General features: G+C 43.2%; 26 protein-coding genes and 4 pseudogenes. 9 read left to right on the forward strand and 21 right to left on the reverse strand.

Annotation, left to right across the window (positions count from 1 at the left end; translation table 11 throughout):
* Positions 1–365: 365 nt before the first annotated feature.
* The 7 genes and pseudogenes from D889_RS15850 to D889_RS0113245 form a co-directional block, all read left to right on the forward strand.
* Positions 366–605, forward strand: a pseudogene (locus tag D889_RS15850) (DUF6431 domain-containing protein); the annotation flags it as partial.
* 114 nt (positions 606–719) lie between these two features.
* On the forward strand, positions 720–854 hold the full coding sequence (locus tag D889_RS15910; protein ID WP_274517450.1) for a hypothetical protein: 135 nt from the start codon (positions 720–722) through the stop codon (positions 852–854).
* A 48-nt stretch (positions 855–902) separates the two neighbouring features.
* Positions 903–2,258 (forward strand): DDE-type integrase/transposase/recombinase, encoded by a 1,356-nt coding sequence (locus tag D889_RS0113225; RefSeq protein WP_010632930.1) that lies wholly within the window; start codon positions 903–905, stop codon positions 2,256–2,258.
* Positions 2,251–3,051: an ExeA family protein gene (locus D889_RS0113230; RefSeq protein ID WP_010632929.1), complete on the forward strand. Its 801-nt coding sequence runs from the start codon at positions 2,251–2,253 to the stop codon at positions 3,049–3,051. The genes D889_RS0113225 and D889_RS0113230 overlap by 8 nt, the downstream gene beginning before the upstream one ends.
* A 14-nt stretch (positions 3,052–3,065) precedes the next feature.
* Positions 3,066–3,269, forward strand: coding sequence for a DUF5348 domain-containing protein (locus D889_RS0113235; protein WP_238537768.1), 204 nt, complete (start codon positions 3,066–3,068; stop codon positions 3,267–3,269).
* Positions 3,270–3,949: 680 nt separating this feature from the next.
* Positions 3,950–4,153 carry a DUF5348 domain-containing protein gene (locus D889_RS15745; RefSeq protein ID WP_238537760.1) on the forward strand — a complete coding sequence of 68 codons (204 nt, stop codon included), beginning with the start codon at positions 3,950–3,952 and terminating at the stop codon, positions 4,151–4,153.
* 195 nt (positions 4,154–4,348) lie between these two features.
* Positions 4,349–4,912, forward strand: coding sequence for an IS66 family transposase (locus D889_RS0113245; protein WP_018962399.1), 564 nt, complete (start codon positions 4,349–4,351; stop codon positions 4,910–4,912).
* Positions 4,913–5,061: 149 nt separating this feature from the next.
* Here the strand turns inward: D889_RS0113245 and tnpB are convergent.
* From tnpB to galU, 11 genes and pseudogenes are all read right to left on the reverse strand, one after another.
* Positions 5,062–5,421 (reverse strand): annotated as a pseudogene (tnpB, locus tag D889_RS16010) (IS66 family insertion sequence element accessory protein TnpB).
* A complete protein-coding gene (locus D889_RS15915) occupies positions 5,418–5,552 on the reverse strand; it encodes a hypothetical protein (protein ID WP_274517451.1) in 135 nt (44 codons plus the stop codon). The pseudogene tnpB and the gene D889_RS15915 overlap by 4 nt, the downstream one beginning before the upstream one ends.
* Positions 5,553–5,598: 46 nt before the next feature.
* On the reverse strand, positions 5,599–5,730 hold the full coding sequence (gene tnpA / locus D889_RS16015; protein WP_428834905.1) for an IS66 family insertion sequence element accessory protein TnpA: 132 nt from the start codon (positions 5,728–5,730) through the stop codon (positions 5,599–5,601).
* Between the two features lie 283 nt (positions 5,731–6,013).
* On the reverse strand, positions 6,014–7,426 hold the full coding sequence (locus D889_RS15030) for an oligosaccharide flippase family protein (protein ID WP_018962401.1): 1,413 nt from the start codon (positions 7,424–7,426) through the stop codon (positions 6,014–6,016).
* A 145-nt stretch (positions 7,427–7,571) separates the two neighbouring features.
* On the reverse strand, positions 7,572–8,810 hold the full coding sequence (locus D889_RS0113265; protein ID WP_026291243.1) for a polysaccharide pyruvyl transferase family protein: 1,239 nt from the start codon (positions 8,808–8,810) through the stop codon (positions 7,572–7,574).
* A gap of 110 nt (positions 8,811–8,920) precedes the next feature.
* The gene (locus tag D889_RS0113270) at positions 8,921–10,225 is read right to left on the reverse strand and encodes a hypothetical protein (RefSeq protein ID WP_018962403.1); all 1,305 of its coding nucleotides are present in this window, start codon (positions 10,223–10,225) and stop codon (positions 8,921–8,923) included.
* Positions 10,226–10,274: 49 nt separating this feature from the next.
* Positions 10,275–11,372 (reverse strand): glycosyltransferase family 4 protein, encoded by a 1,098-nt coding sequence (locus D889_RS0113275; protein ID WP_010632755.1) that lies wholly within the window; start codon positions 11,370–11,372, stop codon positions 10,275–10,277.
* 126 nt (positions 11,373–11,498) lie between these two features.
* The gene (locus D889_RS0113280) at positions 11,499–12,641 is read right to left on the reverse strand and encodes a glycosyltransferase family 4 protein (RefSeq protein ID WP_010632754.1); all 1,143 of its coding nucleotides are present in this window, start codon (positions 12,639–12,641) and stop codon (positions 11,499–11,501) included.
* A gap of 27 nt (positions 12,642–12,668) precedes the next feature.
* Entirely contained in the window at positions 12,669–13,742 is a 1,074-nt protein-coding gene (locus D889_RS0113285) for a glycosyltransferase family 4 protein (RefSeq protein ID WP_010632753.1), read from the reverse strand.
* Positions 13,743–13,802: 60 nt separating this feature from the next.
* Positions 13,803–14,501 carry a sugar transferase gene (locus tag D889_RS0113290; RefSeq protein WP_010632752.1) on the reverse strand — a complete coding sequence of 233 codons (699 nt, stop codon included), beginning with the start codon at positions 14,499–14,501 and terminating at the stop codon, positions 13,803–13,805.
* Positions 14,502–14,515: 14 nt separating this feature from the next.
* Positions 14,516–15,397 (reverse strand): UTP--glucose-1-phosphate uridylyltransferase GalU, encoded by an 882-nt coding sequence (galU, locus tag D889_RS0113295; RefSeq protein WP_010632751.1) that lies wholly within the window; start codon positions 15,395–15,397, stop codon positions 14,516–14,518.
* Positions 15,398–15,931: 534 nt separating this feature from the next.
* On the opposite strand from galU, the pseudogene D889_RS15475 reads away from it, so the two are divergent.
* Positions 15,932–16,302: pseudogene (locus D889_RS15475) on the forward strand (potassium channel family protein); the annotation flags it as partial.
* 555 nt (positions 16,303–16,857) lie between these two features.
* Here the strand turns inward: D889_RS15475 and D889_RS0113310 are convergent.
* From D889_RS0113310 to D889_RS0113350, 8 genes are all read right to left on the reverse strand, one after another.
* The gene (locus D889_RS0113310) at positions 16,858–17,496 is read right to left on the reverse strand and encodes a C39 family peptidase (protein WP_010632748.1); all 639 of its coding nucleotides are present in this window, start codon (positions 17,494–17,496) and stop codon (positions 16,858–16,860) included.
* A gap of 163 nt (positions 17,497–17,659) precedes the next feature.
* Entirely contained in the window at positions 17,660–18,415 is a 756-nt protein-coding gene (locus D889_RS0113315; protein ID WP_018962406.1) for an ABC transporter permease subunit, read from the reverse strand.
* Positions 18,416–18,535: 120 nt separating this feature from the next.
* Positions 18,536–19,546 carry an aliphatic sulfonate ABC transporter substrate-binding protein gene (locus tag D889_RS0113320; RefSeq protein WP_010632746.1) on the reverse strand — a complete coding sequence of 337 codons (1,011 nt, stop codon included), beginning with the start codon at positions 19,544–19,546 and terminating at the stop codon, positions 18,536–18,538.
* Positions 19,547–19,573: 27 nt separating this feature from the next.
* Positions 19,574–20,767 (reverse strand): M24 family metallopeptidase, encoded by a 1,194-nt coding sequence (locus tag D889_RS0113325; RefSeq protein ID WP_010632745.1) that lies wholly within the window; start codon positions 20,765–20,767, stop codon positions 19,574–19,576.
* Positions 20,768–20,790: 23 nt separating this feature from the next.
* Positions 20,791–21,525: an ABC transporter ATP-binding protein gene (locus D889_RS0113330; protein ID WP_010632744.1), complete on the reverse strand. Its 735-nt coding sequence runs from the start codon at positions 21,523–21,525 to the stop codon at positions 20,791–20,793.
* Positions 21,526–21,911: 386 nt separating this feature from the next.
* Positions 21,912–22,496 carry a glycerophosphodiester phosphodiesterase family protein gene (locus tag D889_RS15200; RefSeq protein ID WP_010632742.1) on the reverse strand — a complete coding sequence of 195 codons (585 nt, stop codon included), beginning with the start codon at positions 22,494–22,496 and terminating at the stop codon, positions 21,912–21,914.
* A 280-nt stretch (positions 22,497–22,776) separates the two neighbouring features.
* Positions 22,777–23,166, reverse strand: a complete 390-nt coding sequence (locus D889_RS0113345) for a hypothetical protein (protein WP_010632741.1) — start codon at positions 23,164–23,166, stop codon at positions 22,777–22,779.
* A gap of 16 nt (positions 23,167–23,182) precedes the next feature.
* The gene (locus tag D889_RS0113350; RefSeq protein ID WP_010632740.1) at positions 23,183–23,608 is read right to left on the reverse strand and encodes a hypothetical protein; all 426 of its coding nucleotides are present in this window, start codon (positions 23,606–23,608) and stop codon (positions 23,183–23,185) included.
* Positions 23,609–24,030: 422 nt separating this feature from the next.
* Between D889_RS0113350 and D889_RS0113360 the strand changes: the two genes are divergently transcribed.
* Positions 24,031–25,344 (forward strand): amino acid permease, encoded by a 1,314-nt coding sequence (locus D889_RS0113360; protein WP_051001353.1) that lies wholly within the window; start codon positions 24,031–24,033, stop codon positions 25,342–25,344.
* Between the two features lie 120 nt (positions 25,345–25,464).
* Here the strand turns inward: D889_RS0113360 and D889_RS0113365 are convergent, their stop codons facing one another.
* Complete coding sequence (locus D889_RS0113365) at positions 25,465–26,052, reverse strand: DUF3558 domain-containing protein (protein ID WP_010632737.1); 588 nt, start codon at positions 26,050–26,052, stop codon at positions 25,465–25,467.
* A gap of 267 nt (positions 26,053–26,319) precedes the next feature.
* Positions 26,320–26,549 (reverse strand): annotated as a pseudogene (locus tag D889_RS15750) (DUF4351 domain-containing protein); the annotation flags it as partial.

Below are 26,549 nucleotides of genomic sequence, written 5' to 3' on the forward strand. Positions count from 1 at the left end.
GTGTGCGTCGCTACGGATTCGTCGTTTGTGCAGTGTCACTTGTTTCAAAATTTCATCATGAACTTCCTGATCTGCTTATTACTTATAAACGTTATGAGTCCCGTTGCTTTGAAAAAGCCATTTTGTTATTGATGCCTGATTTTGGCCGAAAGTTGACGGGATTGCCTGTCCAATAAGTGCCAGCTATAATGTCCGTAGGACTTTATAGCTGGCACTTATTTTGCGAAAGGAAAAGGGTATCCCTTTTATCGTGTAATGCGACCTACACGAGGGATACCCCTAAACCAATAATATGATTATTATATCAGACTATAGCCTTGTTGATAACCAATCAACGGGTGTTTTCTGTTAAGGGTGCGGGAAAGGTGCCTTGTCCTTGTTGCGGAGGAAAACTTAAAGTTATTGGAAGCCGGTTGAGAAAATACATAGAAGACTCGGGAAAGTGTGTTTCGTTGCGGATTCGTCGTTTGTGCTGTGTCACTTGTTCCAAGATTCATCATGAACTTCCTGATCTGCTTATTCCTTATAAACGTTATGAGTCTCGTTGTTTTGAAAAAGCCATTTCCCAGCCTCACAAAAATGATGTCGCTGCAGACAATTCAACGCTATATCGGTGGAACCGCTGGTTCCTTGAGTTCATCGATTACTGGTTGGCCTGCCTTCATTCGATCCTTCTCCGCTTTCAACAAATGGATTCTGCCCCGGTGGCTCCTTCGTCCATGGAGTCACTGACCGCACTCGAAAGAATTGGACGGTTATTCGGCAATGCGCCGGGCTGGCTGGCTAGAATGGCCAGACCGATCGTTAATGTTCATCTTTGGGTACAGACCCGTTCTGCATTCTTGTCCGGCTGACTCCTGTTTAAACTTCATAATGAAGGTTAAAACGAGGAGAGATGTATGATGAGAGATTCTAGAAAGCTGGACGAGATGGCCTCTCAACGTTTCCAGCTGATCGCCCCACTGTTATCCGGTGATCTGGATGCCGCCAGAGCGACTGAAGTGAAAAAACAGATCTGTAAGCAAAGTGGACTCTCAGAAAGAACGATCCGTCGCTATCTAGGTAGCTATCGAGAGCGCGGAATCGAGGGGCTTAAGCCCAGTCGTAAGCAGGCCAGCTCGATGGAGCGCACATTGAGACATGAATTAGTGGAGGAAGCCATCCTGCTCAGGAGAGAAGCACCTCAACGAAGTGTCCGGCAGATTATCCAAATTCTGGAGTGGGAGGGACGAGCCAAACCCGGCGAAATCAAGCGGTCAACACTGCAGGAAAGATTGACGGAACGCGGCTATAGTTCTCGGCAAATGCGGCTCTACCAATCAACAGCGGGGGCCGCTCGACGGTTCCAACAATCTCATCGAAATAAGCTTTGGCAGTCGGATATTAAATTTGGACCTACCCTTCCCATCGGTCAAGGTGGCAGCAACAAACAAGTCTATCTTGTTTTATTTATTGATGACGCCACCCGCTTTGTCCTTCATGGTGCTTTTTATCCCACTCTGGATCAGCGAATCGTTGAGGACGCTTTCCGCCAATCCGTCCAGAAATACGGGCGACCGGAAGCTGTATTTTTTGATAACGGGAAGCAGTATCGAACCAAGTGGATGGCTCGAACGTGTTCCAAGCTGGGGACCAAACTTCTCTATGCCCGCCCGTACTCGCCTAGCTCAAAAGGCAAGGTGGAACGTCTGAACCGTGTTGTCGATGCCTTTTTGGGAGAGGTCGCCTTAGAGAAACCCAAATCACTTGATCAACTGAATGATCTCTTCCAAGTCTGGCTCAGTGAATGTTATCTGAACAAGCCTCACTCGGCTCTGGGCGAGCATGTCACACCGGAGATGGCTTATCGCAGCGATAAAAAGATTTTACATTTTTTAGATGCGGAAACCATCCGCTTGGCTTTTCTTCATGCGGAAAAAAGAAAAGTGGATAAATCCGGATGTATCAGTTTTCAGAGCCAGCTGTATGAAGTGGGCACTCAATTTGTCGGCACCAGTGTCGATGTCGTCTATGATCCCTCGGATCTTTCACAAATCACCATTGAAAAAGAAGGTTACACGCCCTGGCAGGCTAAGAGACTTGAAATTGGCACGCATGTAGGAAAACGGCCGGAATTACCCGAAAACCTTCAGCCCAAACAAACGGATGCCTCTCGACTCTTGCGTGCAGCAACGCAAAAGCACGAGGAACGACAAGACGTGCAGAAACCGGCGGTTTCTTACAGAAAGGTAATGAGAGAGGGTGAGCACCTTGTTTGAACCCTTTTATCAGATGAAGCAGACCCCTTTCTCCCGGTCCGTTCCTTCAAGTCATCTCTATAACTCCCAATCTGGGGATGAGATTCTGGGGCGCCTGATGCACGCAGCGGAACGACAGCTCTTCGCTGTCTTAACCGGTGACTGTGGCACAGGTAAAACGACAATGGTCCGACGCTTTACGCAAGAATTGGATCCAGGACATTATAGCGTTCTCTACTTGTCCGATTCAAAGTTAACGCCGCGTCATTTCTACAAAGGTCTCCTGGAGCAGCTGGGTTGTGAAGCTAAATTTTATCGGGGGGATGCGAAAAGACAGCTGCATCATGAGATCGAACTCATGCGTGGGATTCATGGCCTCCAGCCTGTCTGTGTGGTCGATGAAGCTCATCTGCTCAGCCGTGAAATGTTGGAGGAAGTTCGGTTGCTTTTAAACTTTAAAATGGATTCACAAAGTCCAATGGCCCTCATCATGGTCGGTCAAAGCGAGCTCTGGGACCGTCTGAAACTTCAAAGCTTCGCCGCGATCCGGCAGCGTATCGATCTTCAGTGCAAGATCGGCCATTACGACCGATCAGAAACCAATGCCTATATTGAGTGCCAGCTCAAGTTTGCCGGCTGCGACCGCCCCTTATTTACAGAGGACGCCATTGAAGAAATTTACCGATTTTCCGGGGGTACGGCCCGGTTGATCAATAAGGTATGCACGCATTGTCTCATATACGGTGCTCAAAATGGTCATCCGATCATTGACGATCGGATGGTCAAGCGAGTAATCGAGGGAGAACTCTCATGAACTCACCCCATGAAATGTTTTATGATCGTGAGCTGGATCGTTGGGTTGTACTATTTGAAGATCAGTCCCGCGAGCTAGACTGTGGGGAAATATTTGACTTGATTCTGGGTTACTACTACCTAAACTGCACTCTGGAATTCGGCAATTGTTGGTATATCATCACCGAAGGTGTTCGCTTTAACCTCAATGATAAACAAAGATATCAGATTATTCTATAACATCTGGTTAATTGGCTGTCTTATTTAAGATAGCCTTGTTTTTTTATAATCATTGGACAACATCGCCGGCAATCTGCGGTCAATTGCCCCCGTCATTTTCTGGACATTAATGAATAGCAGTAACACCATTTCCAAGCCCCACAAAAATGATGTCGCTGCAGACAATTCAACGCTATATCGGTGGAACCGTTGGTTCCTTGAATTTATCAATTACTGGTGGGCCTGCCTTCATTCGATCATCCACCGCTTTCAACTATTGGATTCGCCCCGGCGACTCCTTCGTCCACGGAGTCACTGACCGCACTCGAAAAAATTGGACGACTATTCGGTGATGCGCCGGGCTGGTTGGTTAGAATGGCCAGACCGATCTTTAACGTTCATCTTTGGGTACAGACCCGTTCTGCATTCTTGTCCGGCTGACTCCTGTTGAAACTTCATGATTGTAAGGCCAGCTCGATGGAGAGCCCATCGAGACATGAATTAGTGGAGGAGGCCATCCTGCTCAGGAGAGAAGCGTCATTGAGGAAATCTATCGATTTTCTTGGGGTACGGACCGGTTGATCAATAAGTTATGCACGCATTACCTCATATACGGTGCTCAAAATGGTCATCCGATCATTGACGATCGAATGATCAAGCGAGTGATCGAGGGAGGAACTCTCATGAACACTCTTGATAAAATGTTTTACAATCCGGAACGGAATCGGTGGAGTGTAGACTATCAAGGGCATCCCTGTGAGCTGCACTGTGGGATAGGATTTGAGCTGATCGTGGGTTACTACTGCCTAAAATGCACTCTGGAGTTCGGCAATTGTTGGTATGTTATCACCGAAGGTGTTCGTTTTAACCTCAATGAAAAACAAGGATATCAGGTTATTCTATAATACCTTGTTGATTGACTGTCTTTTTTAAGACGGTCTTATTTTTTATGATCATTGGACAGCATCCTCGTCAAGCTGTAGACAATAGTCGCCGTCATTTTCTGGAGATTAATGAATAGCAGTAACACCTTGGTATAAGGGTGCGGGAATTTAGGTTAAAGCGCAGACAGGGAGCGCACTTTCTATTATAATGAAAGAATGAAAAACGGAGCGGAAGCGCCCTTATCCACAATTGAAGCCCTTCAAAAAGAACGCGATGCGTTGAAAAAACAAAACGCCGAACTGACACTGAGGCTGAAATGGTTCGAAGAACAACTCCGTCTCAGCCAAAAACGCCAGTTTGGCGCTTTAAGTGAAAAGATACATCAGGATCCGGAGCAGCTCATCACCCTGCAACTGTTCAACGAGGCAGAGAGTGAATCGAATCCACAAGCACCCGAGTCTACGGTTGAAACCATCACCTATAAGCGAGAGAAGACCGCGGGGCAACGCAAGAAAAAATGGGACAACCTTCCGGTTGAGGTGATCAATTATCGTCTGCCCGAAGAAGAACAGGTTTGCGCCTGCTGGCACTGCGAAAATAAGGGAACGAAAACACTGATTGTGGCGGCACCAGCTCCGAAGCCGGTTTTTCCAAAAAGTTTGGCATCCCCTTGGATGATGGCACAGACGATGTGCCAAAAGTATCTGGATGCTCAGCCACTTTACCGTCAAGAGCAACAGTTTAACCTGAATTCCCGTGCTTTTATACCAATGTCATGAAAATCCTTTACGTTAAGGCATTTTTGACAAATAGTAATCCTGCATAATTATACCAACGGAAAAGGGGCATCATGTTAGAAATCCTTTACTAATGCGGGTTTTTAGACGCCTTGGTATAACTTTCCGGGAATCCAGGCTTTAACCAAAAATCAGATCAGCATGCGTGCCTTCACGGCCCAGTGGGTCTCGCGTTGTTCGAGAGACAGCCCGTCCAGCAGCCAATTCAATTGGCGCCGGCTAATTTTTAAAGACGGGGCATCGTTATTGGACTTCGGCCACTGAAAAGTTCCCTTTTCCAGACGTTTATAGTAAAGCCGGAATCCATTGTATTCCTAGTGAAGGATTTTCAGCTTGTCCCGCTTGCGATTACAGAAAACGAACAGGCAGGGTAAAAAAGGATCAAGGTGAAAGCTTTCCTGAACCAAGACGGATAACCCATCAATCGATTTGCGCAGATCAGTGTACCCCTTGGCCAGGTAGACATTTTCGATCGTTGATTCCCGAATCATAAGCTCCGAAGCACACGGACCACGTCGGCAAACAGGTCCGAATCGAATCCAGCATGAAGTTCGATTTTCGCCGGGCCCAGGTAGATGAAAAGCATATCTGCTTTCTCCTGTACGGCTAGATCAACGGCCATCCAAGATGGCCTGCTTGAGGATGCGGTATCTCTTGTCGAACGTAACTTACGCCGCCAATATTGGAATTGAACTTAATGGGATTTCCTGATCGGTGCACCATTGACTCCCTGATAATCCGCTCGCCTCAAAATCGCTCATTCTCTTTTTCCAGGATGTATGTAGCTCCGCTCGTGTCATGGATCATCCTCCTGATCAATTCATAGAGGCACTATCGCATGTCGCTAGGAGTATGAGAAAGTGTCCATTATTTGACGCTTACAGTTTCAGAATATATTTCCGTGCTTTATAGCATCATTAAATTGAATATTAAAGGGGATCTGCTGCGAAATAAAGTCATCAATTAGATAGAGTAAGCCATGGTCTTGAATGCTAAATATCCCATCATACATCTTTCCATTGATAACTTGATAAGAAGCTCAAATGTAATGTGATCATTCAAGCTCATCTTCTTCATTAGATCTCATTTTCTAGATATTTTATTAATAAATATGCCATATCCACTCTGGTAGAGTAATCGAATTTCTTTCCAGTTTATTGGTATCATTATTAGAAATAATATTGATTGCCATAATATTTGTATTGATAGATCCGAATAAATTATTATTATCTGAAAAAAAATAATCGATAAATTCCCAATGATGCTTTTTATATTATAATTTATTTTCACAAATGACTTAGTATCTGCAATACGGAATAGCCAGATTACAAGAAAGCTCAACATTGTTGAAATTGAAGCACCATTTGTACCGATGAACGGTATAAGTAGAAAATTAGCACCCACATTGACAATTGCTCCATAAATTGATGTCCTAAATACTCCAACTGTATTTTTGGCTGCAATATAATTTGTACCTAAGAAACCAGAAAAGCTTGAAAAAACGACCCCAAGTAATAAAAAGGGCACAAATTCCCATGAGCTAAAAAAAGATGGAGATATAACATAATGCAAGATTGTTTTCAAAGATAACAGTAATAATGATGTTCCAAGAAACATCACAGTAGCAAAAGCATTAAATATGTTCGTATAAAATTGCGACTTGCTTTTTGAATTTGCTTCTTCAATAGCAGACATTTGCCATGCTTGAAAAAAAATTGAATTTATCATACTTAAAATACTTGGAATTTTATTAGCTACCGCATATAGCCCGTTTGCTCCCACTCCTAAAAAAAAGGTGATAATGTAGCGATCGGACACCCCCATAATCCACCACATTAGAGCATTAGGTATAAGAGGTATTGAATAGACAATCATTTCTTTGAGTAATGCTAAATTCGTAAGAGAAATTGAAATAAATCGGTAAACACCGCCAATACTGAATAAGATTAATAAACTAACTATATCTGCAGCAATTAGTGAAATTAAATAACCAGCAACACCTAAATGGAATTGTACTAAAAGTATTATGTTAGAAGTTAATACAACAAATGAACTTATGATCCCAATAGATGCAAAAGTTTTTACCTGACCATTAGCCCGAACAAATTGCATCAATGAACCATTTACTGAAGAAGTCAGTAACATAATATAAAAGTAAAAAAGATAATTATTAAAAGGTAATATCGTTTTAAATAAAGGATACAAAAGCCAAGCAACAGCATAACCACAAATTGTTAATACAAGCGCATTATTTAAAACGATTGTTTTATTGCTATTTTTATCCATGACAAATCTTAACACCGCATCACCAATGCTAAGCGTAAAAACCGGCAGAATTAGACTTAATGTGGTTGTCACTAGATCTACTGTTCCATATTGTCCCGTGGATAGAAAATATGTATATAAGGGAAGTAGTAGAAGCGAAATAAGCTTGCTCCCTAGATTGCCCACAGCAAAAATGACCGAGTTAAACGCCAGCTTTTTATAACGATTCATATTTTACCGCCCTGTTGTTTACTATAATTAAGACCTCTTTTTGAGAAATTGGATTTTTCCAAGTATTACTCGACAGGGATCAAAACTATACTTAAATAGTTATCAGAATTAATTAATACTAGGCTCACTAGTTTAAACAGATTCTTTATTTCTTACCTTTTTCTCTTAAATACTCAAAAAGTAATCGATTATTTTCAGCGGATCGGTCGAGCATTTTTGGTATGTTTATAGCTAAGTGGTGCTTTATGTTTGCATGGTCAGCCAATGCCAGATTAACTTTCTCTATAAGTTCAGTGGAATTGATCTTATCAATTTTTATCACATAATTACTCAAGTTAAGATCTGACATTATCCCATCAGTTTTTTGTTCATAAGATATTGCAACACATGGTGTTCCGGATGATAGAGCAAAAATATTAGAATGCATTCGTGTTCCGATTAACAGATCAAGCTTTGAATACAAATCTTTTAATTCTTGAGGAGAAATATCTATATCGATTAGATTAACATGATCAATATTCTTTAGCTTAGAATAAACCTCTTTATTGATGATACGATCATTGTCTTGACCCGGACCAATAACTTGGGGAAGAAGATACACAGAAATATTTCTCTGGCTTGTTAAATACTCGATTAGATCTATTATGGATTTTTTATATTTGGATTTTAGTAATTCCACATTCGATTTATTTGGAAAGTTCCAATTTCTTATCGTTATTCCTATATGATATCTATTTTTATCTAAAATATGATACTTTTCAGATTTTGACTTTTCCAATAAGAAAGCTATATCACCAGTGATATGAAGCTTTTCAGTATCGTCTAATAATTCTTCCACATTCTTATAAGATAATCCTTCCCTTACAAGAATAAGCTTTGCAGCATTTAATACTTCTTTAACATGAAATAAAATAAATTTGCTTTTTGAAAACGCACCTATAGATTGTGCATATAATACAAGGTCTTTATTGAATTGGATAGCAGTCTTCATCTGAATCAGATGGTAAATGAAATTTGACAAAAAATATTTAATATTTATTGACTGGAAGAATCCACCACCGCAACTTACTACTATGTCTGCTTCTTTTATTGCCTGTACTGATTTATTATGATTAATATTCATTTTATTTAAAAATATTGTATACAAGTAAAGAATAATATTCCTTAATACTCTTATATACTTATTTTTACCCTCGTATGGAGTGATTATAGGCGGTAATATGCGGCAATCCCTATATTTTCCCTTATCAATCTCAGGGTACAAACTTACAACTGAGATTGAAGAATCTGGATATTTTTCTTTAAAGGATTTCACCATAGTAATAATAATTCCGGCATCTCCTTTATTAAGATAACAATATCCGTTAATAATAGTAATCTTCATAACGTTCCAACTTTCTAATGTAAGTTTTTTTAAGCACTAAAAATTAGTATAAAAATTTTTTTAAAAGCATTTTATGCATTAATCCTGTCAGGTCAAAAAAACATTCAGTTTTATTTCAGTGAGTCTGTTCTCTTGTATATAAAAAATGAAAGTATGCAAAGTAGAATAAGGAACATGTTGGTAGGAAAGTCTGAGAAGAAATTGTTATAGAAAAATTCAAGACATACTGTATATAGTAATAGAAATCTTGCCCCCAGGACATCCTTCTCACTGTTTAAAAAGAAGAGCCTTATTATCCATACTCCAAATAAAAGAAATAAAAGAACAGCCAAATAGCCATAGTTACTAACTAAATAAATATATGTGCTATCCGTTGCAATGGGATTAATTCCATATCCCATTTTATTAATACCATATATACCATTTCTGCCCATTCCCAAACCGAATAAAACTTTTGGAATTGTATTTAACTGAGATATTATTGAGATATGTTGAACTACGCGCAGATAAATCGAGTTATATGCCATAGTTCTGTTAAACATACTAGCAAAATAATAGATGCTATAAAAATGAGTTGATATAAAGAATAAAAAAAATACGAAAAGTGAAAACGCATGAATGATATACTTCTTTTTAAACTTTTCAATAATTTTTAAAGTACAATAGAAGATTAGTCCCATTACAGCAGTCTTATAGGTAGTTAGGAAAAGTGATACCGCAAATAAAATTATTAGTGTGTAAAGAACAAGTTTATTTTTTAAATCTAAAAAGGTTTGTGTTTCAATGAGAATAATTATGCACATTAACATTAGAGTTCCAGATGCCACAAAATTAGAAAGCAGACCTATTGCCCTAATTTGTGAACCCATTGTAATAACTTTCACTCCACTTGTAGTACCCCAATTACCTCCTTGAATGCCCAATAGTCTTAAGAAAGGCGCTGAGAATACCCTCTCTAATATTATTGCAAGCGCGTTTAAGATCCCAACTGATAAAAGTATTCTTATATATAACTTTGATATCTTCTTGAGATTATACTCTGAGATTTCTGCTAAAATAATCCAGCAAATCATAAAGAAAATGAGCAGGGGTACATCCATTTTGTATTGATAGAGGATTAATTTTATTGGCAACGAGATACTATAAAATCCCTCTAGGATAAAATATATGAATGCGATTAACAAAAACCTTGTAACGGATTTATTAGTAGGATTATTCAAACCTGATTTAATTAATCTGTTTGAAAAAACAAGAAAAAAGAATAATGTTATATAAATTTCCTTCCACAATTTAATTACTGGGAAATCCCATAATTGAGAAACAAAGCCAAACACTCCTGAAATTCCTGCCAATAGAACAAAGAGATATAAGAAATAGAAACGTAATTTGTGCTCCAGCTGAATTCCTGAACCCATGATGGTTCATCACCTGCCCAATAATGATATTTCAATTATGGTCATTACCCTACTTAAGTAACCCGACGTAATTGAAGAAATCCCTTCGGAATCGTGACAAACTATATTCATTTTTTGCCTTTTTCAGTGCCTTGACAGCCATTTTTATCCGTAAATCACGATTATAATAAATTTTCTCAATTGTCTGGGCCAGAGATTTTGGTGAATTTTTATGAAAAAGCAACCCAGTACTATCATCGTCAATTATTTCTAATACTCCTCCGCAATCGGATCCAATCACCGGACAGCCTAAATGCATTCCTTCTAGCAGCACTGTTGGGAAGGGATCAGCTTCTATTGAGCAATGCACTAACACATCAAATTTTCTTATCAAATTTCGGGCATCATTTCTCTTCCCTAAAAAAATTATCTTGCTTTTATTAACTGAATGACACAGATTTCGTATTTCTCTCTCATATGTCTTATCAGCAAAGGCACCGACAATGACAAATTTAAATACTAATCCCTGTTCTTCTAGTATCCTGGCAGCTTTAAGTAATATATGTAGCCCCTTCCATCTAGATAAGGATCCTACGAATCCAATTGTGAAACTTGTATTTTGTTCTAAAGTGTTCCGGGGAGGTAACCCAGTGTCAATACCATTGTGGATACATCGAATTCGGGTTGCCGAAAATCCAACTTTGATGAGATCCTGTTTAACACTTTCAGAAACTGCAACTATGTAATTGGGCTTGTTCCTCAATAATTTTGAGATAAAAGCCAAAAGATGTGATTTAGAATAATAGTCATGAACATGCAAGATGACATGATATTGATTAAGCCTCCCAATCATAGCAATTGCTGTATAAAGTAGTGAAGCTAAATTGTAAACATGAATATATTCTGGCTTTAACTCAGCAATTTGCTTTCTCAATCTTCCCCAGGAGTGTATTATCTGAAACAATGTTCCGAACCTCAGAGATGATCGATTCATCGGCATAAGTCCATGTACCTCAACAGTCGGGAAACCTCTATCTTTAAAAAAAGAAAGGATCGGCTTACTACCACTAAGTAATGTGATATCTGATTTGATTTTATCATAAAGCTCTGCCGTGACCACTTCTGCCCCGGATGCTTTGTCACCCTGTGAAACGATTGCAATTTTCATGATTTTTTACCTCAACTTATTCTTAAGAAAAATCAAATAGATTTTTATATGATGAAGATAGAACAAATGATTACCAAAAAATGAAGTTTATTAATACTCAAACTTCTTAACCCAATTTGTAGAGAATTAACGACCCCATTTTCTCTGTGTTTGAACCTCTACAAATTTTTTGAACTTCTCTCTAAATTTCTCCTCAGAGAAATTTAGAGCGTTTTCTCTACAATTTATTGCTTGAAATTTAGAATAGTTATTTTCAAATTCTTTTACAGCATTTATCAAAGATTCTGTAGTCTGATGATAAAAGAAAAGGCCAGTTGTTTTTTCTTCATCAATTCCTCTAATAGTTTCCAAGGAACCGCCCTTGCCATAAGCAATCACTGGTGTCCCACATGACTGGGCCTCCACAGGAGTAATGCCAAAATCCTCCTCAGAAGCAAACACGAAAGCTCTTGCATTCTTCATATATCTATGCATTGAATCAAAGTTCTGATAGCCTAATAAAACAATATTATCTGTTGCTTTTTCCTTGATATTTTTATATTCTGGTCCATCACCAATAACATATAATTTCTTATCAGGCATTTTTGAGAATGCTTCAACAATGAGTCCCATTTTTTTATAGGGGACCATTCTAGATGCGGTAACATAATATTCTTTCTTCTCTTTTTGAAAAGTAAAATCATCCACATCTACCGGGGGATAAATGACCGTTGCATCGCGTCTATAAACTTTCCAAATTCGTCGTTTTATAAAATTCGAATTAGAAATAAAAAAATCGACACCATTTGCTGTCCGATAATCCCAGATTCTAATTTTGTGTAATATATATCGAGCAATCAGTCCCTTTAACCCTTTATCTAGCCCAGACTCTCTTAAATATTCATGTTGGAAATCCCACGCATATCTAATGGGCGAATGGCAATAACATATATGTAGCTGATCCGGGCCGGTTATAACTCCTTTAGCAACTGCATGAGAACTAGAAATGATCAGATCATAATCTGATAGATCCAGCTGCTCGATAGCAAATGGCATGAGTGGTAAATACGCTCTGAATTTTCTTTTCGAAAAGGGCAAATGTTGTATAAATGTTGTTGTGATTTTTTTACCATTAATAAATTTTCTTTGATCCTCCGGTAAAAAGTCAACCACGCTAAAGAGATCAGCATGAGGATATACTTTTAAAATTTGTTCAACCACTTTTTCAGAACCTGCATATGTTTCAAGCCATTCAGTAACAACAGCAACTTTAATATTATTTTTCACCATAAGAGTGATCCCCATTTGATTTAATGATTAGTCATCAATAATAGAATCCAATATCCCCGCCGCGCTGTCCGACCATGAAAAGTTCTTAGAATGTGCTATAGCCTTTGTTACATAGTCTTCTCTAACTTTTTGGTTTTGAATCAAATAATTTATTTTTTCTGCAATGTCCTTCTCATCAAATGGATCGCAATATATCGCAGCTGATCCACATACCTCGGGCAGTGAAGAGACATTTGAAACAATTACTGGACATCCCACTGTCATTGCCTCAATAGGAGGAAGCCCGAATCCCTCATAAATTGATGGATATACAAAACAATATGCATTTTTATACAGTGCTTTTAATTCATTATCCGTCACATATCCTAAGTATTTAACATTCTCTGAAAAATCAATTTTCTCATCTTTGAAAATCCTAGGATTAGTTCCACCAGCAATTACAATATTAACATCTATATTATTTAATCTAAGAAAGGCTTTAACTAGTGTTTTGAAATTTTTGCGAGGATCCAAACTTCCAACCGCCAAGATATATGGCTTTTCATTCAAATTATTTCTTCCTAGTATTGAATCATCCTCTTGCCTTTCTTCTATATGCTCAATTCCCTCAGAAAAAACAGAAATTTTACCACTTTTTATTGAAGTATGTTTCATGATCTCATTCTTCGAAAATTGTGATACTGTAACAATTTTTTTTGAAAACCTACATTCTAATTTCAATAATAGTTGATACCATAATCTAAAAATAATGGAAAATGTGTGATAATTTTTAAAAGCGGCAGCATCGTGAATTGTCACTATCTGATTTTTTTTAAAAATAGGTGCAGCATTGCATAAATTTACTAATTTCTCTGATTTAACAAAATAGGGAAGCTCCAACTGTTCCCAAAAATGCCCAGTCAGCTTCCCTGCTGTTAAAAACTGTATATTTTTAAAACAAACCTTTTGCTTAACATTTTCAGGAACAATAAGAAATGCCTGAATGCTTTTGTATTTATTTAAATCAAGCAAATCATCCATAGATTTGACCACTTCGTGCGCATATCGTTGAACACCTGTTACTGACTGAGTAAGAAATCTACCATTAATATAAATTTTCATAATAATTTTTCCCTATGCTTTTTTAGAAATCTGTATTTATCTTATTTTTTAAACATGAAATTAGTAGGCACCTTTTTTACTTAATACAGAATATATTGTTTTTAATATAATCTTCAGATCGAACTTCATCGATTTGTGTCTTACATAGTACAGTTCTACATTGCAACGTTCAGGATATTCAATTTCACTACGGCCGCAGGCCTGCCAGTAACCCGTCAGACCTGGTTTAGCAGAAAGAAACTCATCTTTCCTGTTCCCGTATTCTTTGAGTTCCTCAGCAACAACGGGGCGAGGTCCGACCAGACTCATTTCGCCCTTCAATACATTGAGTAACTGAGGCAATTCATCAAGACTGGTTCTGCGCAGAAAACAGCCCAGTTTTGTAATACGGGGATCCTCATGAGGTTCCAACTTATAATTGTTATCCAGATATTTTTTATATAGATTTCTATTTGACTTCAAAACGCCCTCTGCATTTACGATCATCGAACGGAATTTATATATATAGAAGGTATTTCCAAATTGACCGATGCGTTTTTGCTTAAAAAACACAGGACCTTTATTATCTCCAAAAAGATAAAGCAATGAGATGATCACGAATACCGGCGAACTAAACACTAATCCAACAACTGCGCCAACCAGATCAAGTGCTCTTTTTAACACCAGATATGAAGTTTTTGTATTAGTGAGGCGTTTCGTCGCAACACGTTCAGCCTGTTCTATAAAACGTGCGTCAAGCTCTGATTTTGGTATCGCCATCGTATGCTCCTCCATCATTTCAACGATAACTTATTCTCATGCAGAATTTTCTCGATTCCTTCCAGTACATCATCACGAAGGTCTTCGTTCTGCAGCGCCATCTCAATGTTTGTCAGCACGAATCCGAGAACCTGGCCTACGTCAAAACGTTTGCCTTCAAACTGATAGGCATCGACGCCTTGAAGCTCGTTGAGTTTTTGAATGGCATCCGTCAGCTGAATTTCGCCGCCGGCGCCGATTTCTTTCTTTTCCAGAAAGTCAAAGATCTCCGGCGTCAGGATATAACGGCCGATGATCGCCATATTGGACGGTGGATTGGACTCCGGCTTCTCGACAAACTTTTTAACATGAAACAGGCGTCCTTCCTGAGACTCCGGATCAATAATCCCGTAACGGTACGTTTCACTGTATGGAACTTCTTTGATGCCAATTACAGAATGGCCGGTTTTCTCATATTGTTCTGCCATCTGCTGGATGCATGGCTTCTCAGCCTGAACAATGTCATCACCCAAAAGGACAGCAAAAGGCTCATCACCAATGAATTTGCGGGCACACCAAACGGCATGGCCCAAACCCTTCGGAGATTTTTGCCTGATGTAGTGAATATCGATTTTGGACGGCTCTCTGACTTTCTCAAGCAAGTCAAATTTTTTCTTCTGAATTAAATTCTGTTCCAGTTCATAAGCAATATCGAAGTGGTCTTCGATTGCCCGTTTGCCTTTTCCGGTTACAATGATAATGTCTTCGATTCCGGCCTTGACCGCTTCTTCGACAATATATTGGATCGTCGGTTTGTTGACAATCGGCAACATTTCCTTCGGCAGTGCTTTCGTCGCAGGCAGGAACCGTGTCCCCAGGCCCGCAGCCGGAATAACTGCTTTTCTGACTTTCTTCATCGAATGACCCCCTGAAAGCGTCTTATGTTCTCTTTGTTATGAATCTCACAAAATATGTGCGACATAATCTCTTAAAAACCTGCAACCGGATTTTACTATTATACATCATTTCCCGTTGCCGTAGTGCGATAAAATGCGACAAATTATGTCCGTCAAACTATAAGCATTATAGCATAGAATTTACCGTTTAGAAGAGGCAGTTCTAGGAAGAAAGTAACAGGAAGGTATAGTGAAAAAATAGATCTTATTATCAATTCGACAAATTAAGTTTCCATTACTTTTCTATTTCATCTGTCTTACAGATGATGCGATGTCTCTTTTGGCTGTGATGTCGATGTTCAAAATGGAGCGGCATGAAAAGTTATTCATATGAGCGCTATTATAATAGGAAATATTTATTTGGAACGGCGATGCTTATGGCCAAATAAAGCACCGCAAGTCATTGACTGCGGCGCCCGCCACTATCTGACAATCCGGTTGCCTGCCCTTGCATTAAAATCAACGAGCGTATGAACGGAGCAAGAGGGATAGCTGATGAACAAACAATATGCAGTGATCGGGCTCGGTCAGCTTGGTGCCAGCATCTGTACGGAACTGAGCAATATGGGCTGCGAAGTGCTGGCGATCGATACGGACCGTGATAAGGTGAATGATTTCTCCGGGATTGTTACCCAGGCGGTGGAGACAGATTCTACGGATGAGAAGGTGCTGCAGACGCTGGGCATCCGCAACTTCGACCATGTGATTGTGGCAATCAGCCGTAATATTCAGGCGAGTATCCTGACCACATTGCTGCTGAAGGAAGCCGGGGTCAAGGAAATCTGGGCGAAGGCGCAAAACGATTATCATAACGGATTCTGCGCAAACTGGGAGCAGACAAGATTATCCGTCCGGAGGAACATCTCCTCGTTCAGTTTCAACTGCGCCATATATGTTCTGTTCTCAGTGCTCATCACATAAAGCGTTAGCGTCGCTGTTCTGCCGTTCAGTCCGGAAGCGATTTGCTTCATATCCAGATAGATATTGCCGCCAGAGGTTTCATGTGTGTAGTAAAATTTCCGTGCTGCAGTAGTCGGGGATTTCTTGCCGTCAGAAATGGTATAGGCAATCGTACCTGACTGCGTGGTCAGCGGATCAACATTCGCCGTAAAGTCTTTAGGTATCACAATCTTGTCTTCCCCGGCAAAAAGGGTATATTCATTAGTCTGAGTGGCCGGTTTCAGTGTTGCCATGATTCGTTTTGCGGCACCGGCAGCCGCGCCGGGCTCTTTATCATGGACAATATAAGCAATACTGGTCACCCAGGCCTTCTCAAATTGATCCAGTTTATAGCGGCGCGTGGCGGTAGCATCAGAGGGTGCAAAAGAATCGTTGACGACGACGTAATTCTGACCATTAATGGTTTCAAAGCCCCGCACGAGAATCAGGCGGCCGTATGTCGTCCCAGGCGCATTCTCTACTTATGGAAGCGATTTATTATTCGGATTGTTTGTGTACTTGACGCTGACGCCGACCGGATAGCCGACCGCAATCTGCTGCTTTAGTCCGTCAATATCTGTAAACTCGGTGTAGGCTTTATAACCGCGGCTCCCAGCCAGTGCCGTACTGAACGCCCAGTTGCCGAAACCATCATACGTATAGTCGTAATCTTTGTACGCCGCCTCTTCCAGAAGCAGATTCTCGCCCATCCGGTTCATTGCCATGGTGATGGTTGTCGGACTGCAAATATTCGGCGCCAGTTTCGGATCACGGATCATCTGTGAATAAGCGGGTGTCGGAATATCTTTATTGAGACTGATTTTACTCGGATTCTTGATGTAGGTGTTCCAGTCATGTTCCGTCGATGCGCCGAGCAGCCGTAAATCCGGTGTTACTTTGGGATTGTCTGTATGAAGGGTTGCCTTGAGCTTAATCTTGTCTGCTTTTTCGCCGGCGTTTCCCTTGACTGTGAACGTATCCGTGTCGATAAACGCCAGCGGATCTGAGGTTTCGGAAACACTGGCACGGGCTATATAGGTCCCCCATTTCCCCCATGAATGCCCGGCCGACCAGTCCTGAACAAGCTGATGGGCCGCATTATAGTGACTGACCAGCGCCATAAAGAGCCCCCGATGCCGGACGGGATAATCCGGCACCGGGGGCTCTTTAGCAGTTCCAGTACATGCCGCAGAGAGTGCCATACTGATGCGAATAAAATTGCCCCTCGAATGAATAATCGGAGACAGTTTATGCCCGATTTAAAATAGCGCCAGCGCTCCCCTATTACGGACGATCCCATTTAAGGAAAAGGTGTTCAAAGAATTTGGCGATCATGTCCGAAATTTTTCCAAGCAGTGCATAGATAATGATGCTCAAAACGATAATGTTCATTTGCATAAAGTCACGGGCATTCATCGCCATATAGCCGATGCCTGAGTTAGCTGCAACGGTTTCAGCAACGATCAGCGTCAGCCACATGACACCCAGTGCGTAGCGGATACCGATAAGGATTGACGACAGCGCACCAGGAAGAATAATCGATGTAAAAAGAGAGAAGCCCTTAAGTCCGTAGACACGCCCCATTTCAATCAATCGCTTATCGACCGAGCGAATGCCGTGGAGCGTATTGATATAAACCGGAAAAAGGACGCCCAGGGCCACGAGAAATACTTTTCCACTCTCGCCGACACCGAACCAGACGATGACCAGCGGCAGCAGCGCCAGGTGCGGAATATTGCGGATCATCTGGATTGATGTGTCAGTAAAGCGATAGAACAGCGTAAATAAGCCGTTCAACAGACCGAGAATGAAGCCAAGTCCACCGCCGATCAGGAAGCCGGCGAGTGCCCGTTCCGCGCTGATAGCGATGTTGCTGCCAAGCTGGCCGTTACGGGTTAAGTCGACACATGCCTGAATCACATCGATCGGACGGGGAAACACATTGGCAGGAATGATCCCCCCCGTGGTCAGTATCTGCCACAGAATCATCAGAATCACCGGGATGATCCATGGAATGATTGTTCGTAAGGTTTTCGCCATCTCGTTCACCACACTTTTTAAATTTTTACCCATACAATAAAGGATCACTCATCGCTGCTTTACCGGAAGCATAGCATCCGGAGAGACACATTGGTGAGTGATCAAATATGAAACTTTTACTTATTTTTGAAAATTCCAGTTGTAATTCTTGTCATAGGCATTGATCTTATTCGGAACGACCTTCAGATTGTAGAAGGTGTTGGCCTGGTTCTGGAACAGCGACAGCAGATGGTTGGTGATCGGCACGATCTTTCTGCTGCCGGCGCGTTTTTCTTCCGTCAGCATAATTTTATAATCACTGTTATAGGCGTTGGCAAGCAATTTTGCCGATGCTTCAGGGTTATTCTTCGCCCAAGCGCCCGCCCTGGACAGCTCGTCCAGAATCACTTTGACGACTTCCGGATGCTGTTTCACGAGCGAAGTGGTGGCAAAGTAGTAAGGTGCCGTCTGCAGACCGGCTTCTTTGCCGAATACCGACGCGTTATCTGCCAGTGTCCGTGTCTTCACACTGGCCTGTGCTTCTGCAGTGATCGGATCCCAAATTGCCCAGGCGTCGAACTGTCCGCCTTTTTTGAACGCTGCCAAAGCTTCCGACGGATCAATATAAAGCGGTTTGATATCGCTGTACTTCATCCCGGCCTGCTTCAGTGCGCTGACGAGAAGATACTGCTGCGCGGAGCCTTTTGTTACTGCAACCGTCTTCCCTTTCAAATCTTTGATGCGCTTAATCGGCGAATCCGCGCGGACGAGTATGGCCGAACCATGGCTGATCCAGTCCTGTGCCGCGACCTTCACAAACTTTTTGCCGGAAGCCTGGGCAAAGATGCTCGCCGTGGCGCCACCGCCGCCGAAGTCAATCCCGTTCGACACGCCGACTGCATTCATCATGTCCGTGGTTGAGCTGAACTGATGCCAGGAAACGGTAATCCCCATCTTCTTAAGCCGTTTGGCTAATTTACCCTGCTGCTTAACCGTCGTCAGCAACGGAATCCCCTGCTGATAGCCAAGCGACAGATGCGTCAGTTTGCCTTTTGAACTGCCGCTCTGACTCTGCGATGAACTGCAGCCGGCCAAGGCAAAAATCAAAATAGCAGCAATCGAAATCATGGTGATCCATCTAAACTTCTTCACTGTTGTTATCCCCCTGTTGCGTTCGCGTTAATCCGGCCAGTTTAATGATGTGTTGGCCGTGGTAAAACGTTCGATGCCAGTCTTTGTGATCAGGAATTCATCTTCAATATTGTACCCGCCCTTGGTACTGTAATAAGGTACCTCAAGACAGAAAACCATATTCTCCTGAAAAACGAGATCCTCTTTCGGTGCAATGAATGGTGCTTCTTCACTGAACGCGCTCACACCGATTGAATGGCCCTGATGTCCGCGGAAATAGTTTGGAATGCCGGCTTTGCGGATCGTTCCGTTGACGGTGCGGAAAACGTCCGACAGGCGGACGCCCGGCTTGATCATCGCCAGGCCCTTGCTAAACCCTTCATATAAGTAATCAAATTTTTCCTGCTGTTCCGCCGTCGCCTGTCCGCCAAGCACGAATGTGCGGGCGATATCGGACTGATAGCCGTAATAGTTGATCCCGCCATCGAGTCGGACAATATCCCCCGTCTTAAGCTGATAGTCGCGCGGAATGAACGGCGCGGAATAATTCGGTCCGATCGAGGTGACCAGATTCGTGTTGATCGCGTGATCGTCAAGCTGATCCGTGTGCTTCCGGTACACGGCATTGAGATCAAACTCGTTCATCCCAGGCTCCAGATCACGCGCCGTCCGGAGCGTCGCCTTCTCGGCAAGTTTCGCCGCGTCGCGCAGCACCCGGATCTCCCAGTTGGTCTTAAAGAGACGAACCTTATGTAATTCATCTGTGACGTCAACCACATTTTCCCTACCGTAATCATTGTACAGCTGCTCCGTAGACGCCCACGTGAGCGATACCGGTTCGATGCCGATTCTCGGCGCCGGGCTGACCTCGCGAATCAGATCCTTCACAATCTCATAGGACTGATTCAGATTCATCTGCGTCGTTTTGTTGTCTGTCTTCGGTTCGCCGTCATCGATGAAGATCCACGAGTCGTACTGAATGACATCAATGTCCTTGCACTGCAAATCAGCTGTCTGTTTCTCAAAATTATTGACGATCAGTTTGCATTTTCCCTCAGCCGGAACAACGGCATAGGCCACACCCGGCTGTTTCATCATCGACAGAAACTTACTCGAGTAGCCGGTGGCGTAGAAAATACTTTCCTGACCAGTCAACAGCAGCACGTCAATATTGTTCTGTTTCATGTTTGCCTGAAGCTTGTGCTGAAACTCCCGTTGATTGCGATCCGCTAATGAAACCATCTCAACATCTCCCGTATTGCTTGTTATTCTCTGTGTAGAATTTGGTCAAGCACATCGCCGGCGATTCCGGCAAAAGCGGCACTGCCTCGCTCGCGAGGCCGCGGCAGATCTACTTTTTTATCCAGTTTCACAGCGCCGTCCTCAATCAGAATGATCCGATCTGCCAGGTAAACTGCTTCGGTGACATCGTGCGTGACCAAAATCGCCGTGAACTTGTCCTTTTCCCAGATCGACTCAATCAAGGTCTGCATGTCGATCCGTGTCAGCGCATCGAGTGCACCGAGCGGTTCATCAAGAAGCAGAAGTCGCGGACTTCTGACCAGAGCGCGCGCCAGCGCAACCCGCTGCTGCTGCCCGCCGGAAAGCGAATTCGGCCATTCCCGTTCTTTGCCTGAAAGGCCGACACTTTGCAGTGCCGCCCGGGCTTTATCGATGTCGCCCTTTTTAAGGCCGAGTCCGACATTTTTCAGCACCCTTTTCCATGGCAGAAGCCGTGAGTCCTGAAACATGATCCGGACATCGGGATTCAGCCCTTTCTGCGAGCGACCGTCATAGTCGACCGAGCCGGATGTCGGCGCGTCCAGGCCGGCAATTTGCCGCAGTAACGTACTCTTGCCGCAGCCACTTTTGCCGACAATAGCAATAAACTCGCCAGCATGAATGTCGAAATTCACATCTTTTAATATGTGTGCTTGTCCGAAACTTTTTTGAATGTGATTGATTTTAATGCTCACACCGTGCTGTTCCGTTGCTTCCATAGTAACCTCTCATCGAAACGAAGTAGATTGTACATTTTCCTGATCTTTTTAGTGCGTTTTTAGTCAACTCATCTTTTCCATGCTTTAATTGTTCCGGCACAGACAGACGAATTGTCAAAAATGTTTTATGAATCATAGCAAGATATGAAAGATATTGTCAATGTATTTTAGTCTATAGCCACAAAATCACCGTGTCAATTAATAGGTATTCAGCTTAAAAATCTTTTCAGTATATCTAATATTGTTTGTAAACAATCCATCTGCATGATCGTAAACCATTCTTTTCTGTTCTCTTTTTTCAATCTTAGGTGTAAAGAAAAATATATGTAATTTCAATCCATAATCATAAATCTTATTCACCATTGCCCTATTAGCCTGTTTTGAGTCTAATCCAATCCCATAAACAAACGTTTTCCAATAACGGAAATGTTGATCTGTAAAATAACTGTCTGGTTATGCTTAATAAGCAAAACAAGAGGAATATTCTTATTCATTTTATGGATTTTTTTAAGACTCGTCGGATAGAATGACTCGATTATCACCTTACGTTTTGAAATTAAATGATATTTATTTAGAATTTTTAACAATAGAGATTCCATCGTCAATTTCCCTTTGACTCTGCGCGTTTCAATATAATACTTCGTCTTTGTCCCAAAATGCCTAATTAAATTCTCTAAATTTAATACCCTAGTGCCCCTATATTTCTTACTGAATTTAACTCCCGCGTCTAATTTCTCGACCTGATGATATGTCTTATTGCTCACATATCCCTTTCCATTTGTTGTTCGATTAACCGTAGAGTCATGCATCAAAACTAATACACCATCTTTTGTCTGTCTCAAATCACCTTCAATAAAATCAGCATGATTTTTAACCGCGTCTATATAAGCTGGCAGCGTTTCTTCAGGTGCAATATTATTCGCCCCACGATGGGCAATGATTAAAGGATCACTGTACGATTTTGCATTCACATGTTCGCTTGAAGAACAAAACACCAGTGAAAGGCTAAAAAAAAGCAGTCGTTGCGATTATAATCATTTTATTTATCTTCATGTCGCTCACCCCAATATATATAAATTTTAGATTGTTTTCTTATAACCCTAAGAAAGGAGTGTGATATTGTTTAGTGCGGGCTTCTTTGGCAAGGTTTAAGGTCGGCCCGGCCTTCTTCATAACAAAACGGATGCAGGTCGATATCTGCTAGCCGGACGGGGAGATTTGTACGGGGTGAAGTTCTATGGTGGTCTGCGTTCACCTGGAGAGGAGCAGCATCCATAGAATGAAGATCAGGCAGAAGACGGTGAACAGACTCACCGCGATGATCGTGATGATGCCGATGAAGATCAGACAGATTCTGAGCTTCGAGAGGAGATCCGCGTGACTTCCTTTCTCTTCCTTTAACTTTTTGGCGGCCCAGCTCGCCTGAATCAGGCAGACGCCGATCCCGGCCTGGACGGCAGGCATGATCAGTCCGGTGATGCCGCCTTTGATCGCGACGGTCACTTGAAGCGCCGCAAAGATGATCAGTGTCCAGCCGAGAAAGTTGCTCCAGCGGGCCAGTGCGGCAAGCGTTTGATCGCTGATTGGCTGAGCGGTTTGCAGTGTATCGGTCGTGTGCTCTTTTCCGGTATGTTCGTCCATCGTTGTCTCTCTCCTCTCAGAATGGCTTGACGGTAAACTGGACAATCGTGATCAGGAACAGCCCGATCAGCACCATCGCCCCGACATAAGTGACGATCAGGATGATGCTCTGCGTCCTCGTATAACGGGCGAAACTGCCGATCGCCGGATCCAGTGCGGACGGCGTGCGACCGGATCGTGCGGAGCGGGCGAACCGGCCGGATTTCAGTAAGTCGTAAAAAGGGATTAGCTGCAGCAGGACAAGCAGCAGCGTCCCGATATCGAGGACGACCACCTGGGCCGTATAACGGCCATGAGCGATGACCGACGCGACAGGAACCACCCGGATGAGAAAGATGATGGCTGTTATCAGGGCGACGGCCGCCATGACGCCCATCAGCCAGCCGATCAGTCTGCTCCAGAAGTGCAGCGACTTCAGAAATTTTTCTTCCTCTGTTTTCATGTTGGGATTCTCCTTTCCTCTGCTGATCTCATTCCAGATCCGCTGACATATCCTGAATTTGGGTGAATAATGATTATTCAGCAGGCTGTTATCTCCGAATATGCGGTAAACTTTGCCCTGAGCCCCTTTATTTCCGAAGATTTTTTTACATTTCCTATCGATTGTGCCCTCGTCTTCTTCTTAAAGTTAATTATAGGGCAGGCGGCGCAATTTTTTCCATATTATTTAAGATTGGTTCAGGTGAGTGGAAAAGTGCGGGCCGTCAATTTGACTTTTATGTCCGGCAACTTTAGATTATGAGAGTGGTGCCACGACGGGCGACAAAACATTATTTTCCATATGTGATGAGAAAGTGAAAGGTGAATTTTTTGAAGAAGAAAGAGCATTTGCAACGGGGTTTGAGCAACAGACAGATTCAGCTGATGGCGATTGGCGGGGCGATCGGTACCGGGCTGTTTCTTGGTTCGGGGAAATCGATTCATCTTGCCGGGCCGTCGATTCTGCTCGTCTATCTGATTATCGGTGCCGCTTTGTTTTTTGTGATGCGGGCGCTCGGGGAATTATTGATGTACCGTCCGACGACCGGCTCCTTCGCGGCGTTTGCCGAGGAATTTATCGGTCCGTGGGCCGGGTTTATTACGGGCTGGACGTACTGGTTCTGCTGGATTGCCACGGCAATTGCGGAGATCACGGCTGTCGGGATTTATCTGCAGTTCTGGTTCCCGCATCTGCCGCAGTGGATTCCGGCGCTGATTTGCGTGGTTGTCCTGCTGCTGATCAATCTGGCGACGGTCAAGGCGTTCGGGGAAATTGAGTTCTGGTTCGCGCTGATCAAAGTGATTGCGATCCTCGCTCTGATCGTGGTCGGACTGGTATTGATTTTCACTGGATTTACCAATGCGGAGACGCACGCGACGTTTGCCAACCTGTGGCAGCACGGCGGCGTGTTCCCGAACGGGTTTCACGGGTTCATTCTATCGTTTCAGATGGCGGTGTTCGCCTTCGTCGGTATTGAACTGGTCGGGATCACGGCCGGTGAAGCGGAAGATCCGGAAAAGACCTTGCCGAAAGCAATTAATACGATTCCGCTGCGCATTTTGTTCTTTTATGTCGGGGCGCTGCTGATCATTATGTCGATTTATCCGTGGGACAACGTCAGCGCTGCGAGCAGCCCGTTCGTCCGCGTGTTTGCGATGATCGGTATTCCGGAGGCTGCCGGTGTGGTTAACTTTGTTGTGCTGACGTCGGCCGCCTCATCGTGCAACAGCGGTATCTTCAGCACAAGCCGCATGGTTTATGCGCTCAGCGTGCGAAAGGCGGCGCCTGCCAGACTGCGGCGGGTTAATGCGCGCAATGTTCCGGCGCCGGCGCTGCTGGCTTCGGCGGTTATGCTGCTGATCGGCGTCCTGCTGAACTATCTGATTCCTGATGCCGCGCAGGTGTTCACGCTGGTCACGAGTATTGCCACGATCTGTTTTATCTGGGTCTGGAGCATGATCGTAATCGCTCATCTGCGCTATCGCCGGTTGAAGCCGGAGAGCGCTGCGGCGAACCGGTTCCGCATGCCTGGTGCACCGGTTGTGAACTGGCTTCTGCTCGCGTTCTTCGTGTTTGTCCTTGTTCTGCTCGGCTTTGCCGCTGATACCCGGACGGCGCTGCTGGTCACGCCGGTCTGGTTTCTGCTGCTTGTCGTTGCCTATGGCCTGGTCAGGCGGCACAGAATGAGGAAAGACTGAGTGAGTGAAAATAAGTTTGTGACTGAGCGGCCCCCTGGATCGGATGGATTGTCCGATGACAGGGGGCCTGTTATCTTACTTTGAATTTTTTCAAGGCTCATCTCTGGTCATTCCTTGATGTTATTTACTGGATTGCGTCAGTAGCTTGGTCTCGATCACCTGGGCTTTGCGGTTTGCTGTATTTAGCTGAGCGGCTGCCTGGTTAAGATACACTTCTACTTTTTGAATGTCGGCAATTTTTTCCGTTTTAAGTGCCAGTTCTGTTTGTTTCATGGCTTTCTGAGCGGTGGCCAGTGCCGGGCTCATGTAGCCATAAATTTTAGCGGTAAGGTTTCCGATCGGTCGATGCTGCTGCAGCGATGTGATATCTGCCTCTAATTGACGTGTCGCCTGCTGCGTGTCTGTGACCCATTTTGCTGTGTTCTCCGGATTGTTCAGCTGATGATTGTACGTATTGAAGTCGTTATACAGAGTCTGGAACATCTGGATTTCAATGGACGCCCAGTGACTCTCGGTGTCGGCGTTCAGCACGGCAGACGGTTTGCCGGTCACGGGTTTTGTGCTCTCTGGTTTGGTGCTTACCGTTTTCGTGCTGCCTGAAGAGCTCGCCGGATTGGCGGTGCCTGAATCAGTCGCCGAGCAGCCGGTGAGCAGAACCATTGTGGCAGCCAGTACCAAGAATAGTTTTAATAGGGTTTGTTCTCTCATTTCTTCCTCCGCTTTTATGAGTTCTTGTTCATAGATATATTATTTAAGAGGGAGAAAAATGATCAGATTGTCAGATTTGATGGAGGGCGCAGAGTTTGGAGGGATTCCGCCTCGAGCTCGTTTCGGGGCGCGACTCCGTGATTTCGGAGCGACTGTGATTGTCTCGGTATAGGTCTATTTTGGAGATTACTGGCCAGGCCCAAAATAAAACGCTCACCCACCAGAATCTGAGGGCTGACTCTGGCAGTATGAGCGATGGTAGGTTAATTACTCTTCCTCATTATTCAGCTTTTCAATTTCTTTTTTCGACAGGTCGGTCAGATCACTGATTTCGGCGTAGCTCATGCCCTTTCGCAGCAACTTGCGGACAAATTCCTGTGTTGCAGTGCTCTTGCCCCGTTCGATACCTTGCTCGATACCTTGCTCGATACCCTTTTTTACACCGCGGTCGTAGTACGAATTCGGCCATTTGATGATGGCGTCGCGTTCTTTTGGCG

It is taken from the genome of Sporolactobacillus vineae DSM 21990 = SL153 (assembly GCF_000377985.1).
GTDB classification, from domain to species: Bacteria; Bacillota; Bacilli; order Bacillales; family Sporolactobacillaceae; genus Sporolactobacillus; species Sporolactobacillus vineae.